The sequence below is a fragment of the Pseudarthrobacter sp. RHLT3-21 genome, assembly GCF_059383495.1.
Genome location: NZ_JBWZCI010000002.1, coordinates 121,560 through 137,757 on the forward strand (window position 1 = coordinate 121,560; position 16,198 = coordinate 137,757).

A 16,198-nucleotide genomic window follows, 5' to 3' on the forward strand; every position below is an offset into this window, starting at 1 on the left:
GACTCCTGGAATTCTCGGGTGGATTCTGCGGCGCGGCGTGAACCGGGCGGGACGCTCAGATACGGCAGGCGTGGATGCTGCTGACCAGGATGGCGCGGGCGCCGAGATCGTAGAGCTCATCCATGATCCGGTTGGTTTCCTTCTTCGGAACCATGGACCGGACAGCCACCCAGTCGGAGTCGCGCAGCGGTGAGACGGTGGGTGATTCCAGGCCGGGAGTCAGCGCGGCGGCCTGTTCCACGAGTTCCTTGCGGATGTCGTAGTCCATGAGCACGTACTGGCGCGCCACGAGGACGCCCTGCAGGCGGCGGATCAGGACTTCAATCTCCTTGGCGGTGCCGTTCGCGGCTCCGCCATCGCCTGTGCGGCGGATCAGGACAGCTTCTGACTTGAGGATCGGCTCGCCGAAGATTTCCATCCCGGCGGCCTTGAGGGTGTTGCCCGTTTCCACGACGTCGGCGATGGCATCCGCTACGCCCAGGCGCACGGAAGACTCCACAGCGCCGTCGAGCCGGACCACCTTGGCGTTGATGCCCCGCTCGGCGAGGTAGCCGCGGAGCAGGCCGTCGTAGCTCGTGGCGAGGCGCTTGCCTTCCAGCTCTTCTGCGGCGGCGAAATCGCCCACGGGTCCGGCGAAGCGGAACGTGGACGCAGCGAAGCCCAGGGGCAACAGTTCCTCGGCCTCCACCTCGGCGTCCAGCAGCAGGTCGCGGCCGGTGATGCCGACGTCGAGGGTTCCGCGTCCGACATACACTGCGATGTCGCGCGGGCGGAGGAAGAAGAACTCGATGTCGTTGTCCGGGTCCATCATGACCAGCTCGCGGGTGTCGCGGCGCTGGCGGTAGCCAGCTTCGGACAGCATGGCGGAGGCGGCTTCGGACAGGGAGCCCTTGTTGGGTACGGCTACTCGCAGCATGGGGGTCTTTCTTGGTTGGGAGGTCTATGGATCAGGCATACGGGCCACGCAGGGCACGGGCAGGCAATTGTTGACCGCCGGGTGCCGCAGTGGCTACAGATGCTTGTAGACGTCTTCCAGGGTCAGTCCTTTAGCGAGCATCAGAACCTGCAGGTGGTAGAGCAGCTGGGAGATTTCCTCGGCCGTGGCCTCATCGGATTCGTACTCAGCGGCCATCCAGACTTCGGCTGCTTCCTCCACGACTTTCTTGCCAATGCCGTGGACTCCGGACTCCAATTCAGCGACGGTGCGGGAGCCTGCCGGGCGGGTGGCTGCCTTCTCACTCAGTTCAGCGAACAGCGTCTCGAAATTCTTCACGCCCTACAGCCTACTTGCTGCCGGCCCGGGGGCGCCTTTCGGGCCGCTGCATGACGGGCGCGATGTGAGCGAATACACACCGCGCCCGTCCGCCGGCTGCTACTTGTACTGCTTGAGGAGCACTGCGGTGGCCAAGGCTGCCGTCACTGCTTCGTGGCCCTTGTCCTCGCTGGAGCCCGGCAGGCCCGCACGGTCCAGTCCCTGCTGCTCCGTATCGCAGGTCAGCACGCCGAAGCCCACCGGCACGCCGGTGGAGACACTGACGTCGGTCAGTCCCGACGTCGCCGCCTGGCAGACGTATTCAAAGTGCGGCGTACCGCCACGGATCACGACGCCGAGGGCCACCACTGCGTCAAAGTGCGGTGCCAGCCGCGCGGCAGCGACGGGAAGCTCGAAGGCGCCGGGAACGCGCAGTACGGTGGGTTCGCTGATGCCTGCATCTTTGGCGGCGCGCAGGGCACCGTCCAGGAGTCCGTCCATGATCTGGGTGTGCCAGCTGGCTGCCACAATGGCCAGCCGCAGCTGCGACGTTTCCGCCGGGTTGAGGGTGGTGAGGTCAATATCGGGTGCGCCGTGTCCGCTCATGCGTGAATCTGATCCGTTCAGTTTTGTTCGTGGTCGAAATCGTCGGCGGGGCCGCTCGGCACCGTGACAACGTGGGTGTCCAGCGTCAGCCGGTGCTCCATGCGGTCCTTTTTGGTCTGCAGGTAGCGGATGTTCTGGTCGCGGGACGGCACCTCGGTGGGCACCATTTCCACTACCTTCACGCCGGCTTTGGCGAGCCTGTTCTTTTTGTCCGGGTTGTTGCTCAGGAGCCGAACCTCGTGGAGGCCCATCTCGGCCAGGATCTGGGCGGCCGCCTTGTAGCAGCGGGCGTCCACCGGCAGTCCCAGCTGTTCGTTGGCCTCCACGGTGTCAAAGCCCGCTTCCTGGAGGGCGTAGGCCTTGATCTTGTTGGCCAGGCCGATCCCCCGGCCTTCCTGCCCGCGCAGGTACAGCAGCGTGCCGCCGAACTCGTTGATCAGCTCCAGGGCATAGGCCAGCTGTTCGCCGCAGTCACAACGGTAGGAGCCGAAGACGTCGCCGGTCAGGCACTCGGAATGCAGCCTGACCAGCGGAGCAACGCCCTCCTTGGGCGGGTTGGGTGAGCTAACCGCCAGGTGCTCGGCGCCCGTGACCAGGTCTGTCCACGCTTGGGTAATGAAATCGCCAAATGCCGTGGGCAGCTGAACAATCGGACCGCCGCTCACGGGATGGTGGGCCCGGCCATTGCCGGATGCCCCCCGATGGTGGCCATTCTGGTGGCTGTTCTCCGATACTCCGGAAGCCGTCATCATTACTCCTCTACTCCGCCCGGGCGTCCGGCCCGGTGTCACTTTCGGCGGGCGTCCCGGCTCCTGCTTCAAGGTAGGCCACCAGATCCTCAATCGAGATCAGGGGGCACCCGTGTTCAGCAGCGAATCCCCGCAGCCCGTCGAGCCGCATCATTTCACCGTCGTCGTACACAACCTCGGCGATCACGCCCACTGGCTCCAGTCCGGCGAGCCGGCAGAGGTCCACGGCCGCTTCGGTATGGCCGGCGCGTTCACGCACTCCTCCGTTAACTGCCCGGAGCGGGAAAATATGCCCGGGCCGGGTCACGGCCGCCGGTCCGGCGCCGGGGTCTGCAAGGACGCGGGCCGTGAGGGCCCGGTCCGTGGCGGAGATTCCGGTGCTGACACCCACCGCCGCATCGCAGGAAACGGTGTACGCCGTACCCTTCGCGTCCTGGTTCACTGCCACCATGGGCGGCAGTGCCAGGGCGTCGGCACGCTCCCCCGTCAGGGGGACGCAGATGACGCCGGAGCTGTAGCGGATGGTCCATCCCATGAGGGCAGGGGTGGCATGCTGTGCGGCGAAGATGATGTCGCCTTCGTTTTCGCGGTCCTCGTTGTCCACCACCAGCACGGGCCGGCCGGCGGCCATGGCGCGGATGGCATCTTCCACGGGGTCAAGTCCGAAGGTTGCGTTGGGAACCGGGCCGGCGTCCGCGGCCGGTTCCAGCCGGACGGTAGCGTTCATCGTTCGCCCCCGGTGGTTGCGCCGGTGCTGAATGCCAGCAACCGTTCCGTGTACTTCGCGAGCACGTCGACTTCAAGGTTGACCCTGCTGCCGGTTTTCTTGGCCCCCAGGCCGGTCTCGGCCAGTGTGGTGGGGATCAGCCCCACTTCGAACCATGGCTCCGGCTCCGCGGCGCGGCTGACCGCCGTGACGGTGAGCGAGACGCCGTCGATCGCTATGGAGCCCTTCTCCGCGATATAGCGGGCGAGGTTGGCTGGCACACCGAAGCGGAGGCGCTCCCAGTTGCCGAGCGCCTCACGCTCCAGCAGCTGCCCGACGCCGTCGACGTGGCCCTGGACGACGTGGCCGTCCAGCCGGCCGCCGGCGGGGACGCAACGCTCAAGGTTCACCGAGTCACCGGCGGCAAGTTCGCCGATGGTGCTGCGGACGAGGGTTTCGCCCATCACATCAACGCTGAACTCTTTGCCCTCGATCGCGGTGGCCGTCAGGCAGACTCCGTTGACGGCAATGGACCCGCCCAGTCCGAGCCCTTCGGTGGTGCCGGGCGCGCGGAGGCGGAGCGTTGCGCTGGCATCGCCGTCCCGCTCCACGGACAGGACCTGTCCCTGCTCGGCAATAATTCCGGTAAACATCAGTAGCCTCCCATGGCTGGTTCCGCGGCAGTGCGGGATAGTTGTGGTTCAAAAGCTTCGGTTGGTTCTGGACGGAGGTGCAGCCTCAGGTCCCGGCCCAGGGTCAGGACGGCGCCGCCGTCGGAGGGGTCCCAGTCCCAGTGCCGGGCATCCGCGAGGGTGGTGATTCCCAGTCCGTTGAGGGCGGGGGTTCCGGAGCCCAGCAGGGTGGGGGCAACGTAGACAATGAGTTCGTCCACAAGCCCGGCGGCCAGGAATGAACTGAGGATGCGTGAGCCGCCTTCCACCATGACGTGGCGGACTCCCTCCGCGTAAAGGAGCGAGAGCGCCTCCCTCGGATCCCGCGTGGCGAGGTGGAGCACGTTACCGTCGTCACCGCGGACGGCGGCGTCGGCCGGAATGTCGCGCAGGCCCATCACGGCACGCAGCGGCTGCTTGCCCGATGTCGCTCCGGACTCGTCTCGGGCTGACAGCCGGGGGTTGTCCACCAGCACGGTCTGGGTCCCCACGAGGATGGCGTCAATCCGTCGCCTGAGCCCGTGGTTGTCAGCGAGCGACTCCGGCGAGGAGATCCACTGGCTCGTGCCATCCTCGGCGGCGATCCGGCTGTCCAGCGTCTGGGCGATGTGCAGCGTCACAAACGGGCGTTGCGCGGCCACTCCCAAGAACCACTGACGGTTCAACTCGAACGATTCTCCGGCGGCGAGCCCGCTGCGGACCTGCACCCCGGCGTTCCGGAGGGTGGCCGCGCCGCCCGCCGCAGGGTCATGCGGATCGTCGACGGCGTAGACCACGTCCGTGATTCCGGCACGAATGATCGCCTGGGTGCAGGGCCCCGTGCGGCCGCTGTGGTCACAGGGTTCCAGCGTGATCACCATTGTGCAGCCGCTCAGGTCCAGCCCGGCGGCCTGAGCCTGGGTGATGGCGTCCGCTTCCGCGTGGGGTGTGCCGGCGCCGCGGTGGTAGCCGGTCACCAGCTGGTGACCGGCAGCATCGATGACGACGGCGCCCACCAGCGGATTCGCTCCGCGTGGGCCCTGCAGGGCCGCTTCGAGCGCTGCGTCCATGGCCGCCGTTTCGGCGGCGCTGAACGCCGTGACGTTTTCGATCCGGGTCATGGGGCAGCCACCGGTCCGGCGGCTTCGGTTCCCGGAGCATGGGAAATCCTGGCTTCAAAGAGCCATCGCAAGGGGTACATGTGTGTTGTCGTTCCTTCCCTCTAGAACCGCGATGGCTCCGGGGGTATACGACAGCAGAAGGCCGCAGCGCCAAAGGGCGCCGCAGATACAGCTGTACGTGCTTCTCTCATCCAGACTTTAACTGTCGGTACCGGAATTTCACCAGTTCAACCGTCCGCCGGTTCCTTCCCTGAGGGGAAAGCGCCGGCTCGCGGGTCGCGGACTATCACCGCCGGTTCGGACTTACACCGACCCCGGAGCACGTATTGTGTGTTGCTATTGTGCCATAACCACAAGGTGGCCCAGACTATTCCTCGGACGCAGCACGTAACTTTATGCTGCCGGCTTCGCGGAGCCGGCCGATGGCTGCAGCCGGGTCTTCCGCGCCGTAAACAGCCGAACCCGCCACAAAGACGTTCGCACCTGCTTCGGCCGCCCGCAGAATGGTTTCTTCGGTAATGCCGCCGTCCACCTGGATGGCGACATTGATTCCGGAGCCGTCAATGGCTGCCCGGGCCCTGCGGATCTTGGGCAGGGTGAAGTCCAAGAACGCCTGGCCGCCAAACCCCGGCTCCACGGTCATGATCAGGAGCATGTCCAGTTCCTCAAGCATGTCCAGGTAGGGTTCCACGGCTGTGGCAGGGCGCAGCGCCATGCCGGCCTTGGAGCCGCGGGCCCTCAGTTCGCGGGCCAGTTTGACCGGTGCAATGGAGGCCTCAGCGTGGAAGGTCACGGAGGCCAGCCCTGCGTCGGCGAACCCCGGCGCCCAGCGGTCGGCGTCGGAGATCATCAGGTGGGCGTCCAGCGGGACGGGGCTGACCGCCTGGATCCGCTGGACCACAGGCAAGCCCAAGGTGAGGTTGGGGACAAAGTGGTTGTCCATAACGTCCACGTGGACGGCGTCAGCGGTGCTGATGCGCTGCAGTTCGGCTTCGAGGTTGACGAAGTCGGCGGACAGGATGCTGGGGTTGATGCAGCATTGCGGCATAGAGGAACCTTTCACGGGTCACGCTTTCTTCCGGATGAGGGCCAGGAACATGGCGTCGGTGCTGTGGATGTGCGGCCAGAGCTGGGCGGTGTGTTCGTGCCCGGCGTCCAGGTGGCCGGTCAGGCTGACGCCGTCCAGCACAGCGCCGGCGTCGATCAGTTCGAGGTCGTCGCGCTTGCGCAGCACATCGCTGACCACGGCCGTGGTTTCGGCGGGGTGGGGTGAGCACGTCACGTAGGCCACGACGCCGCCGGGCTTGACGGCAGCAAGCGCGGACTTGAGCAGTTCGCGCTGCAGCGGTCCGAGGTCCGTCAGGTCCTTGGGGGTGCGCCGCCAGCGCGACTCGGGGCGGCGGCGCAGGGCGCCGAGCCCGGTGCAGGGCGCGTCGACGAGGACACGGTCAAAGCTCTCCGCCATCTCCGTGCCGACCTCGCGGCCGTCGCCGGTGCGCACATGCCAGATCTCGTGCGGAACTGCGGCCAAGGCCTGCCTTACCAGCTTGGCGCGGTGCGGTGCGGGCTCGTTAGCCAGCAGGGTCGCGCCCTGCTGCCGGGCGAGGGCGCCGAGCAGCGCGGCTTTGCCGCCGGGACCGGCGCAGAGATCGAGCCAGCGTTCGCCTGCCCCGTCGCTGCCGGTACCGGTCCCAAGGTCGACGGCGGCCATTGCGCGTGCCACGAGCTGCGAGCCGACGTCCTGGACGCGGGTGCTGCCTTCGCGCACTGAGGCGAGCCGGCCGAGGTCGCCGCCACTGGAGAGCGCCGAGCCTTCCACGAGTTCTCCGGGCGTGGCCCCTCCTTCGAGTGCTTCATCGAGGCTTCCCAGCCCGGGCAACGCCACGAGGTTGACCACCGGGGCGGCATTGTCGGCGTCCAGGAGGTTGTTGATTTCGCTGACAGAACGGCCGTGGGCGACCAGGGACTGCCGCAAAGCCCGGACAATCCACTCCGGGTGGGCATAGCGGATCGAGGCGATCCTGGTTTCGTCCGTCTCGTCGCGGAGCAGCAGTTCCAGCCACTCCTCCAGCGTGTGTGCAGAGACTTTGCGCAGGACCGCGTTGATGAGGGCGGACGGTCCGGCACCGATAACGGCGCGGGCCAGGCCAACGGTCTGATCCAGGGCTGCGTGGGCCGGGACCCTCATGGCCAGCAGCTGATGGGTGCCGATCCGCAGGGCGTCCAGGATGGCGGGGTCAAGCTGGTCCAGCGGCCGGTCAACGCAGCGGGCCAGGATGGCATCGTAGGTGCCCTGGCCACGCAAGGCACCGTAGCTGAGCTCGGTGGCGAAGCCGGCGTCGCGCTTGTCCAGGCCGTGATGGCGGATGCGGGACGGGAGCACCAGGTTGGCATAGGCGTCCTCGGCGGCTACCGCGCGCAGGACTTCAAAAGCCACCAGCCTCGCCGGGTCCGCCCGGCGGGTGCGCTGCGCCGGTGCGTTTTCGGTGAAGCTCCGCTGGGAGGGGCGGTTACGTTCGCGGCCCTGGGCGTTGCGCTGGCTGGAATCCCGCGGCCCGCTCTTGCCCCGTCCGCTGTTGCCCCGTCCGCCGCCGGGGGCACCGCTTCCACTGCCGCCCCTGCCGCCTGCATTACCGCCGGATTCGCTCATTCGAAGACCACGCTTTCCAGTGTTGCCATGCCACGCGCCCAGTCGGCGGCGGCCATCATCTTTTTGCCCGAAGGCTGGATCCTGGTCAGCTCCACGGCGTGGGATCCGGTGCCCACCAGGACGCTCTTCCCGTCGAGGAATACTGCGCCGGGCTGCAGGTCAGTGTCACCTGGCCGGAGCCTGACGGGTTCGAGTTTGACGCGCTGTCCGTCCAGGGTGGTCCAGGCGCCGGGCTCGGGAGTTACGCCGCGGGCGCGCCTGCCGATCGCCAGGGCAGGCTGCTTCCAGTCGAGCCGGCCGTCATCGATGGTCAGCTTGGGGGCCAGTGAAACGTCGCCGACCTGCGGCTGCGCAGCTGCCCTCCCGGCCTCAACGGCGGACAGCGTCTGGGCAAGGAGCACAGCCCCGCTGTGGGACAGCCGCTCCAGCAGCGCTCCGGCGGTGTCCTCCGGGCCAACGCCCTCGGTCAGCGTTCCGAAGACCGGGCCGGTGTCCAAACCTTCTTCCAACAGGAAGGTGACAGCCCCGGTGACGTCGTCGCCGGCCATCACGGCCCGCTGCACGGGGGCAGCGCCACGCCATGCGGGAAGCAGGGAAAAGTGCAGGTTGATCCAACCATGCGGGGGAATATCCAGGGCGGGGCGCGGAATCAGTCCGCCGTAGGCCACGATGGCAGCCACGTCCGGCTTGGTCGCGGCGATTTTCGCCGTCACGGCCTCGTCCACGCGGGTGGCGTGGATGATGTCGATTCCCAGCCCGGCGGCGCGGGCTGCAACGGGCGACGGCGTCAGCACCCGTTTGCGCCCTATCGGCGCGTCGGGACGGGTCAGGACCGCAACGATCTCAAAGCCGGCCGCAATCAGGGCATCAAGGGACGGAATGGCCACGGCGGGGGTGCCGGCAAAAAGTACCCTCATGTGGTGGCGCCGCCGCCGAAGCCGGCGCCCCCGGTGCTTGCGCCGCCAAAGCTCGCGCCCCCGAAACTGGACCCGACCGTCTTGGCGCGCTTCGTCGTCGTGCGTTCCGTGATGGCGTCATAGTTGGCATTGCGGATGGAGCGCAGGGCCGTCTTCCGGTCCTCGCCTTCCAGCCTGTCGGTGAAGAGGATGCCGTCCAGGTGGTCCGTCTCGTGCTGGAAACAACGGGCCAGCATGCCTTCCCCCTCCACCGCGACAGGATTCCCGTTAAGGTCAACGCCGGTGGCGCGGGTGGCGCGGAAGCGGCGGACCGGGAACGCCAGGCCAGGAATGGACAGGCAGCCTTCAACTTGGTCCGCCTGGAAGTCGTTGCTGTTTTCCAGGACCGGATTGATGATGTGGCCCTCCACGCCGTCGATCCGGTAGGTGAAGACCCGCTGGCTGACGCCAATCTGCGGGGCTGCGAGGCCGGCGCCGTCCACGTCCTCCATGGTTTCCGTCATGTCCGCAACCAGCTTGGCGAGCTCAGGACCGAATTCCGTCACGGGATCGGCCACTGTGCGGAGCACAGGATCACCGATGATGCGGATATTCAGAATGGCCATGTGCTGTCTTTCCTCACGGTGGGCGTTAATGGCGAACCTATCCAGTTTAGGTGCAGGGGCACCAGCGCCGGGACTCCGGTCAGGCGTGCTCCGGTCAGGCGTGCTCCGGACACGTGTGCTCGGCTATGCGCTGCGGACCTGCGTGGAGACGGGCGGAGCCACCGGGAGAAGCGCAGAACCGGCGGCGAGCGTATCGGCGGACAGTTCCCAGACCCGGCGCAGGGCGCAGAACTTCCACCAGTGGTGTTTGAGGACGTCGGGGTTGGCGCGGACCGGACGGACTTCCGTCTCGCCAATGGCCACTGCCAGCAGCAGCGGGGCCTCGCCGTACTTCCAGGGCTCCCATTCCCCGGCCACGGCATCCACGAGGCTCTCCTCGGCCTTCATGCCGGCCACGAGTTGCATAACCACCTTGTCGTCCAGCGGCTTGACGGTGCCGTCCCGCGTAGTGCCCTTGGTTTTGTAATCAATAACACAGATCCGGCCGTTGATCCGGGCCACGAGGTCCAGCGTCCCGGCGTAGCCCACTGACTTGTTCCAGACGGTGATTTCCGGTGCGATGGGCTCCACGTCATAGAGCTCCCACCACTCGTCAAACCGCAGGGCAAAGGCTTCTTCGCCGTTGGCTGCCAGGGCCTCGCGGGTTTCCTTCATGGTGTGGGGACGGCCCAATGCTCGGAGCGCAACCTGCTCGCAGTAATTATGGACGCGGTCACCACGTTTGGCCGCCTCGTCCCGGTACAGTTCTGCTGCCTTTGAGGCCCGGTTGACGGCCTGCCGGATTTTCGCCGGACTGCCCAGGCAATCGGCCAGCAGCGGATCCTTCGCCAGGCTGCTGGCGCCCATGTAGCCGAACCAGCCGTCCAGTCCGTGCGGCTGCTGGCCGATTACGGTGGTGATGGAGGGAACGGCGAACTGTTCGGAGGTGGACCGCGCATACATGCGGCCGTATTCCGTGGCGTGGGCAAGGAGTGGATCAGTCATACAAAGACTCTTTCACAGGGGGCTGACAGAATAGCGGGCACACAAAAAAGGTCCGTTTCCGCTCGGCTGAGCGGAAACGGACCAGATTCCTCGGTGGGCGATACTGGGTTCGAACCAGTGACCTCTTCGGTGTGAACGAAGCGCGCTACCACTGCGCCAATCGCCCCGATGCCTTTGAATGCTAGCCGACCCGGCGGGGTTTATGGAAATCGAGCAGGGACCAGCCTCGAATTACACGCCTGTAATTAGCAAAATCCCCTAGATTGCAGGGATCCAGGGGCATTGCCGCGGTTGAGGGGCGCTCGATTTGGAGAATCCCTGAACCTCCTATAGAGTTCTTACTCGTTGGAACGCGAGGAAATGCCCGAAACGGCACGGATTCAGCGGCCCAAATGCGGACGTAGCTCAGCTGGTAGAGCACCACCTTGCCAAGGTGGATGTCGCGAGTTCGAATCTCGTCGTCCGCTCGCAGGACACTGTCACGGCAAAGGTTTTTCGGAATCGGAGCTTACACGGTGGGTTGGCCGAGAGGCGAGGCAGCGGCCTGCAAAGCCGTTCACACGGGTTCGAATCCCGTACCCACCTCGGTGAAAACCATGGATTCCGGTTCACGCCGGACGAAATGGGCGATTGGCGCAGCGGTAGCGCGCTTCCCTGACACGGAAGAGGTCACTGGTTCGATCCCAGTATCGCCCACCAAGCAAGGAAACTTGCTTCATGCAGTACGCCAGGCCACCGGCCAGGCTGTACTTCATACGCGGACGTAGCTCAGCTGGTAGAGCACCACCTTGCCAAGGTGGATGTCGCGAGTTCGAATCTCGTCGTCCGCTCTCTACCCCAGTAATAAATCCAAATGGCCGGACTCCCGGTTCCGGGCGATTGGCGCAGCGGTAGCGCGCTTCCCTGACACGGAAGAGGTCACTGGTTCGATCCCAGTATCGCCCACACAAAGCAGCTCCCCGTGAGCTGCTTTTTTGTTGCCTGAATGGCCCGCCCCGACTTGACAAAATTTGTCACAGCCCTTGGCACGCCCGGCAGACAGGGCTAGGATCGGTTGCGGAGGAGCGAACTGGCTCCGCGATTGAAGGGAGGTGCTCGTGGGACTGATTGACGATCTTAAGGGCAAGGCTCAGGGTCTCATCCACGGCAACGGGCAGGCCATCAAGGACGGCATCACGAAAGCCGGCGATTTCGTCGACTCAAAGACTGGCGGCAAGTATGCCGGTCACGTGGACAAAGTCCAGGAGGGCGCTTCCAAGCTCGTTGACAAGAACGACGGAACACCCGGCGAGGCACCTGCCACCGAGCAGGCTCCGCCGGTCAACCCGGTTCCGCCGGTTGACAAGGCTCCGTAACAAGGATTTGGCCAGGGCATTGCCCTAGCACGTCAAGGGGGTGCAGGTCCCGCTGGGAGGCGGCACCTGCACCTTTGGCGTTTAACACACTGTCCGGCTCCTAGGCCGCCGCCTAGGACGGCTCGTGGTTCTGGCCCTCGCGGGCCAGTGCGGTCAGGCGGGACACGGCACGGAAATACTTCTTGGTGTACCCGCCGTGCATCATCTCATCCGTGAAAAGCTTGTCGAAGGGGACGCCGCTGGCCAGGATCGGCACATCCTTGTCGTACAGGCGGTCGGCCAACACCACGAACCGCAGCGCCACGGCCTGTTCGGTGATGGTCTCCACGTTGCGCCACACAACGCCGTCGATGCCGTCGATGAGCTGCCGGTAACGGCTCGGGTGGACACCGGCCAAGTGGCCGATCAGTGAGCTGAATTCGTCTTCTGCCACGGTCTTGCCGTCGAATTCGGCCTTCATCTGTGCAGCGAGCTGGCTGTTCTTCAGCGGCGCCGGGGCGGCGGGCAGCCCACGGTGGCGGAAGTCCTCGCCGTCGATCCTGATGACGTCGAACTGGTCCGCCAGGACCTGGATTTCACGGGCAAAGTCGACGGCGGCAAAGCGGCCGTCACCCAGCGAACCCGGCAGGGTGTTGGACGTGGCAGCAAGCTTGACGCCGGCGTCGGCCAGTTCACGCATCAGACGGGACATCAACACGGTGTCACCCGGATCATCCAGCTCAAATTCGTCGATGCACACCAGCTTGTAGTGGCTCAGGGCTTCAACAGTTTTGCGGAACGACAGCGCCCCCACCAGGTTGGTGTATTCCACAAATGTGCCGAAGGCCTTCGGGCCCGGGGCGGCATGCCACAGCGAGGCCAGCAGGTGGGTTTTGCCGACGCCGAATCCGCCGTCGAGGTAGATCCCCGCCCTGGTTGCCACTCTCTTGGTGAAGAGCTTCTTGAACAGGCCGTCGCCGTCGCCGGCTCCAACTCCCCCGGCGAACGCTTCCAGGGCCTTGACCGCCGCCGCCTGGGACGGCTGGTTCTGGTCCGGCCGGTAGCTGGCAAAGGAGACCTTGCCAAACCGTGGCGACGGATAAAAGCCTTTAAGGAGCTCATCCACCGAAACCGCCGGAGTGCGGGCGGCAAGCTGTTCGATCTGTACCAAGGTGGTCCGTTCTGCTGGTGGGTTGTCCCCAGAAAGAATACCGGCAACAGCCCCGGCCTCCCCCGCCAGGCCGCCGGCAGGACCGCCGGCGTGACGAAGGCCATATTTCCCACTGTTAACGAGGAGGCGGACAGTGCGACCAGCCGTGGCTAGGGTGGGATGCAGGTTTTCCTTCTACAGAATCCGCCGTGTGTCTCAGTGAAAGGCCATCACCATGTCCTACGCAGTTGAACAAAACGAGAAGTTCGCCGCCTACGCCAATCCGGAGCGTCTGGTGTCCACCGAGTGGCTTGCCGCCGCACTTGCTGCTGGCGCCGTTGCGGACGGAAAGCTGGTGGTGGTCGAGTCCGACGAGGACGTCCTCCTTTACGAGACCGGCCACATCCCCGGATCCGTCAAAATTGACTGGCACACGGACCTTAACGATGAAGTGACCCGCGATTACGTGAACGGCGAGGCATTCGCCGCCCTGGCCGCGGCCAAGGGCATCTCCCGCGACACCACGGTGGTCATCTACGGGGACAAGTCCAACTGGTGGGCCGCGTATGCGCTCTGGGTCTTTACCCTGTTCGGCCACGAGGACGTCCGGCTGCTCGACGGCGGCCGGGACAAGTGGATCGCCGAAGGCCGTGACCTGACCACGGAGCGGACCGCCCCGGTGCCCGGCGACTACCCCTTGGTGGAGCGCAACGACGCCCCCATCCGCGCTTTCAAGGAAGACGTCCTGGCACACTTCGGCAAGCCGCTGATCGACGTCCGCTCCCCCGAGGAATACACCGGCCAGCGGACCCACATGCCGGCCTACCCGGAAGAAGGTGCGCTCCGCGGCGGCCACATTCCCACGGCAGCATCCATTCCGTGGGCCCGCGCCGCTGCGCCGGACGGAACCTACCGCAGCCGGGAAGAGCTCGAGGCCCTTTACCTGGGCGAGGCCGGGCTGACCGCGGGCGATGACGTGGTGGCCTACTGCCGCATCGGCGAGCGTTCCAGCCACACCTGGTTCGCACTCAAGTACCTGCTGGGCTTTGACACCGTCCGGAACTACGACGGTTCCTGGACCGAGTGGGGCAACGCCGTCCGGGTTCCCATCGCGAAGGGCACGGAACGCGGCACGGTCCCGGCGTAAACTGGAACAGATGACTACACATGACCTGCCCGCCGCATTGGCGGAAATCGTCGAGGACTTCCAGGCCCTGACCGAACCCGATCGGCTTCAGTTGCTGCTTGAGTTCTCGCGCGAACTGCCGGAGCTGCCGGACCGGCTGAAGGACCACCCCGAACTCCTGGAGCAGGTGGTGGAATGCCAGTCGCCGCTGTTCCTGACCATTGAGACGGAAAAGAACGACGCCGGCCCGGCCGACGCCGTTCGGCTCTACTTCAAAGCGCCACCGGAAGCCCCCACCACGCGGGGTTTCGCCGGCGTACTCCACGAAGGGCTCGACGGACTCAGCGCCGCTGAAATCCTGGCGGTGCCGGACGATATGCCGGAGCTTCTGGGCCTGACGCGGGCCATCACGCCGCTGCGGATGCGCGGCATGACCGCCATGCTGGGACGGATCAAGCGCAAGGTCGCCGCTACGTCACGGTCCGCGTCCTGATCTCCTGATCGGGAACGGAACGCTTTGGGACGCAAGAGTTCTTCAAACGGAACGCCGGCCACAGCCGCACTGGCTGCAGCCGGCGTTCCCTTTGTACTGCATCCGTATGCCCACGATCCTTCCGCGGCCAACTACGGCACGGAAGCCGCCGAAGCCCTGGGCATCGCTCCCGAAAAGGTCTTCAAAACCCTCATGGTCGAAGTGGAAGGCCGGCTGGCAGTCGGGGTTGTGCCGGTCAGCGGAAACCTTGACCTCAAGGCATTCGCCGCCGCCCTGGGCGCCAAGAAGGCTGCGATGGCTGATCCCGCGGCTGCGGAACGCCGCACGGGCTACGTCCTCGGCGGAATCTCGCCGCTGGGCCAGCGCCAGTCATCACCCACGGTGGTGGACAGCAGCGCCCTTGAGCTGGGAACCATGCTGGTTTCCGGCGGTAAGCGCGGCCTGGACGTTGAGCTTGCGCCGGAGGACCTCGTCCGGCTGACGTCCGCGGTGACAGCCGCCATCGGCACGCGCACACTTTAGCGGTTCTGCCCGGGATTAAGCCGCGGAGCCAACTGGGGCCGGAGCCACGCCTTGATCAGGTTCTCCCAGCGCTCGGGATCGACATTCCATTCCTTGGTGTGCCTGGCGTGATTGAACGTTTCGAACGTGACCATGTCCGGATTCCGCTCGGCCAGAAGGGCGGACGGTTCATAGGGGACGTACTCGTCATCAACGCTGTGGATGATCAGGGTGGGCGTCCGGACTTCCACGGCGCGCGCCACCCAGTCCATGGCCTTGAGGTCTACGGGTGCGGCCAGGCCGGTGAGCCTGCGGCCCACGGGGTGGCCCAGCATCAGCTGCCCGTAGCGGCCCACGAGGGACGGAATGCGGTTGATCTGCGCATGGTGGGCCAGCACATTGACCCAGTTGATGACTGGCGCGTCCAGGACCATGGCCCGGATCAGGTGACGGTGAGGCGAGAGATCGGCCGTCTGCAGGCAGATGGCGCCGCCCATGGACCAGCCGAAGAGAACAATTTCCTCAGCGCCGTTAGCCAGGGCGAACTCAATGGCGGCCTCCACGTCATGCCATTCCGTGGACCCCAGGCCGTACCGGCCGTCCTCGGCCGATGGTGCCAACCCGTCATTCCGGTACGAGACAAGCAGGCTGGTGAGCCCCAGTTCGAGGGCGGGGCCTACCGCCCGGAGGGCCTCCTGGCGGGTGGCCCCGCGGCCGTGAACCATGATTGCCCAGGTCCGGGAGGTGCCGCCGGCCCGGACCAGCCACGCCGGGGCTGTACCGCCGTCGACCTCGATCAACACGTCCTCGGCCGCAAAGCCGGCGGTGGCGGGATCCGGGTAGAGCGCACCGCTCCACCATCCGCGGCGGGCCGTATCGAGATCGCCGGCATAGACGGCTTCCACTTCGCGCAGGACCGTGCCGTCCGCCGGCGAATAGGACACGATCCGCCCGATCCGGGCGTGCCCCTTGCCGCCGTCGAAAAACAACCCATAGACACCCTCCACCGTGGTCTCCGGAGTTGCTGTCAGGATGACCTGCCGGCCGCCGCCTTCCCGGAGCACGGCGAGGACTTCCTGGTCCGCAGTCCGCTGCCGGACGGGGGTGATCACACGCCTGGCAAAATAGAGCGCCAGCGCGGAGGAGCCTGTGGCCAGCAGTCCGGCAAGCGCCCCGCCGCCAATGACGCCGCCGAGCGCCCATTTGGCGCGCAGCGACATACGGCCGTCGGCCTGGATCGGAACTGCCGCCGTCAACGTGGGGGTGCGCGTGGAAGGTGCCATGGAACCATTCTTACTGCCGCAGGCGGGTTGACCATATTCCGTCCGGCACGTGGCGCGCCCGAATGCGCCGG

At 66.0% G+C, this 16,198-nt stretch carries 18 protein-coding genes, 6 tRNA genes and 1 riboswitch; of the genes, 9 read left to right on the forward strand and 15 right to left on the reverse strand.

The window, feature by feature from the left end; genetic code table 11:
• Nucleotides 1-55: 55 nt before the first annotated feature.
• From hisG to AC50YA_RS03340, 13 genes are all read right to left on the reverse strand, one after another.
• Nucleotides 56-916, reverse strand: coding sequence for an ATP phosphoribosyltransferase (gene hisG / locus AC50YA_RS03280; RefSeq protein WP_058929289.1), 861 nt, complete (start codon nt 914-916; stop codon nt 56-58).
• Between the two features lie 93 nt (nt 917-1,009).
• Nucleotides 1,010-1,273, reverse strand: a complete 264-nt coding sequence (locus tag AC50YA_RS03285; protein ID WP_056345618.1) for a phosphoribosyl-ATP diphosphatase — start codon at nt 1,271-1,273, stop codon at nt 1,010-1,012.
• A gap of 99 nt (nt 1,274-1,372) precedes the next feature.
• Nucleotides 1,373-1,858, reverse strand: a complete 486-nt coding sequence (ribH, locus tag AC50YA_RS03290; protein ID WP_160670188.1) for a 6,7-dimethyl-8-ribityllumazine synthase — start codon at nt 1,856-1,858, stop codon at nt 1,373-1,375.
• A gap of 17 nt (nt 1,859-1,875) precedes the next feature.
• Nucleotides 1,876-2,607: a GTP cyclohydrolase II gene (ribA, locus tag AC50YA_RS03295; RefSeq protein ID WP_494980939.1), complete on the reverse strand. Its 732-nt coding sequence runs from the start codon at nt 2,605-2,607 to the stop codon at nt 1,876-1,878.
• Between the two features lie 10 nt (nt 2,608-2,617).
• Entirely contained in the window at nt 2,618-3,334 is a 717-nt protein-coding gene (gene ribB / locus AC50YA_RS03300) for a 3,4-dihydroxy-2-butanone-4-phosphate synthase (RefSeq protein WP_494980940.1), read from the reverse strand.
• Nucleotides 3,331-3,966: a riboflavin synthase gene (locus AC50YA_RS03305; RefSeq protein WP_494980941.1), complete on the reverse strand. Its 636-nt coding sequence runs from the start codon at nt 3,964-3,966 to the stop codon at nt 3,331-3,333. The genes ribB and AC50YA_RS03305 overlap by 4 nt, the downstream gene beginning before the upstream one ends.
• Nucleotides 3,966-5,084, reverse strand: a complete 1,119-nt coding sequence (gene ribD, locus AC50YA_RS03310; RefSeq protein ID WP_494980942.1) for a bifunctional diaminohydroxyphosphoribosylaminopyrimidine deaminase/5-amino-6-(5-phosphoribosylamino)uracil reductase RibD — start codon at nt 5,082-5,084, stop codon at nt 3,966-3,968. The genes AC50YA_RS03305 and ribD overlap by 1 nt, the downstream gene beginning before the upstream one ends.
• 174 nt (nt 5,085-5,258) lie before the next feature.
• A riboswitch (FMN riboswitch) is annotated at nt 5,259-5,411 on the reverse strand.
• Between the two features lie 40 nt (nt 5,412-5,451).
• Nucleotides 5,452-6,132: a ribulose-phosphate 3-epimerase gene (gene rpe / locus AC50YA_RS03315; RefSeq protein WP_494981090.1), complete on the reverse strand. Its 681-nt coding sequence runs from the start codon at nt 6,130-6,132 to the stop codon at nt 5,452-5,454.
• 18 nt (nt 6,133-6,150) lie between these two features.
• Nucleotides 6,151-7,734 carry an RsmB/NOP family class I SAM-dependent RNA methyltransferase gene (locus AC50YA_RS03320; RefSeq protein ID WP_494980943.1) on the reverse strand — a complete coding sequence of 528 codons (1,584 nt, stop codon included), beginning with the start codon at nt 7,732-7,734 and terminating at the stop codon, nt 6,151-6,153.
• Nucleotides 7,731-8,651, reverse strand: coding sequence for a methionyl-tRNA formyltransferase (fmt, locus tag AC50YA_RS03325; protein ID WP_494980944.1), 921 nt, complete (start codon nt 8,649-8,651; stop codon nt 7,731-7,733). Before fmt ends, AC50YA_RS03320 begins: the two co-directional genes overlap by 4 nt.
• A complete protein-coding gene (def, locus tag AC50YA_RS03330; RefSeq protein ID WP_494980945.1) occupies nt 8,648-9,256 on the reverse strand; it encodes a peptide deformylase in 609 nt (202 codons plus the stop codon). Before def ends, fmt begins: the two co-directional genes overlap by 4 nt.
• Before the next feature lie 123 nt (nt 9,257-9,379).
• Complete coding sequence (locus tag AC50YA_RS03335) at nt 9,380-10,240, reverse strand: cytochrome (protein WP_494980946.1); 861 nt, start codon at nt 10,238-10,240, stop codon at nt 9,380-9,382.
• Between the two features lie 94 nt (nt 10,241-10,334).
• Nucleotides 10,335-10,406 (reverse strand) — tRNA-Val (locus AC50YA_RS03340).
• A gap of 228 nt (nt 10,407-10,634) precedes the next feature.
• Here AC50YA_RS03340 and AC50YA_RS03345 point away from each other — a divergent pair.
• The 6 genes from AC50YA_RS03345 (at nt 10,635) to AC50YA_RS03370 (ending at nt 11,595) form a co-directional block, all read left to right on the forward strand.
• A tRNA-Gly gene (locus AC50YA_RS03345) sits at nt 10,635-10,707 on the forward strand.
• Between the two features lie 47 nt (nt 10,708-10,754).
• A tRNA-Cys gene (locus tag AC50YA_RS03350) sits at nt 10,755-10,825 on the forward strand.
• 39 nt (nt 10,826-10,864) lie between these two features.
• Nucleotides 10,865-10,939, forward strand: a tRNA-Val gene (locus AC50YA_RS03355).
• Nucleotides 10,940-10,997: 58 nt separating this feature from the next.
• Nucleotides 10,998-11,070 (forward strand) — tRNA-Gly (locus tag AC50YA_RS03360).
• A gap of 43 nt (nt 11,071-11,113) precedes the next feature.
• Nucleotides 11,114-11,185 (forward strand) — tRNA-Val (locus AC50YA_RS03365).
• Between the two features lie 152 nt (nt 11,186-11,337).
• Nucleotides 11,338-11,595 carry an antitoxin gene (locus AC50YA_RS03370; protein ID WP_494980947.1) on the forward strand — a complete coding sequence of 86 codons (258 nt, stop codon included), beginning with the start codon at nt 11,338-11,340 and terminating at the stop codon, nt 11,593-11,595.
• Between the two features lie 112 nt (nt 11,596-11,707).
• Here AC50YA_RS03370 and zapE read toward each other — a convergent pair whose 3' ends face one another.
• On the reverse strand, nt 11,708-12,745 hold the full coding sequence (zapE, locus tag AC50YA_RS03375) for a cell division protein ZapE (protein WP_494980948.1): 1,038 nt from the start codon (nt 12,743-12,745) through the stop codon (nt 11,708-11,710).
• A gap of 214 nt (nt 12,746-12,959) precedes the next feature.
• Here zapE and AC50YA_RS03380 point away from each other — a divergent pair, with 214 nt between their 5' ends.
• Genes AC50YA_RS03380 through ybaK form a run of 3 tightly spaced genes read left to right on the forward strand, consistent with a single transcriptional unit; the run spans nt 12,960 to nt 14,865 of the window.
• Nucleotides 12,960-13,871 carry a sulfurtransferase gene (locus AC50YA_RS03380; RefSeq protein ID WP_494980949.1) on the forward strand — a complete coding sequence of 304 codons (912 nt, stop codon included), beginning with the start codon at nt 12,960-12,962 and terminating at the stop codon, nt 13,869-13,871.
• A gap of 10 nt (nt 13,872-13,881) precedes the next feature.
• A complete protein-coding gene (locus AC50YA_RS03385; protein WP_494980950.1) occupies nt 13,882-14,343 on the forward strand; it encodes a SufE family protein in 462 nt (153 codons plus the stop codon).
• Nucleotides 14,344-14,367: 24 nt separating this feature from the next.
• Complete coding sequence (ybaK, locus tag AC50YA_RS03390; protein ID WP_494980951.1) at nt 14,368-14,865, forward strand: Cys-tRNA(Pro) deacylase; 498 nt, start codon at nt 14,368-14,370, stop codon at nt 14,863-14,865.
• Here the strand turns inward: ybaK and AC50YA_RS03395 are convergent.
• Nucleotides 14,862-16,127, reverse strand: coding sequence for an alpha/beta hydrolase family protein (locus tag AC50YA_RS03395; RefSeq protein ID WP_494980952.1), 1,266 nt, complete (start codon nt 16,125-16,127; stop codon nt 14,862-14,864). The genes ybaK and AC50YA_RS03395 overlap by 4 nt on opposite strands.
• Nucleotides 16,128-16,198: the final 71 nt, after the last annotated feature.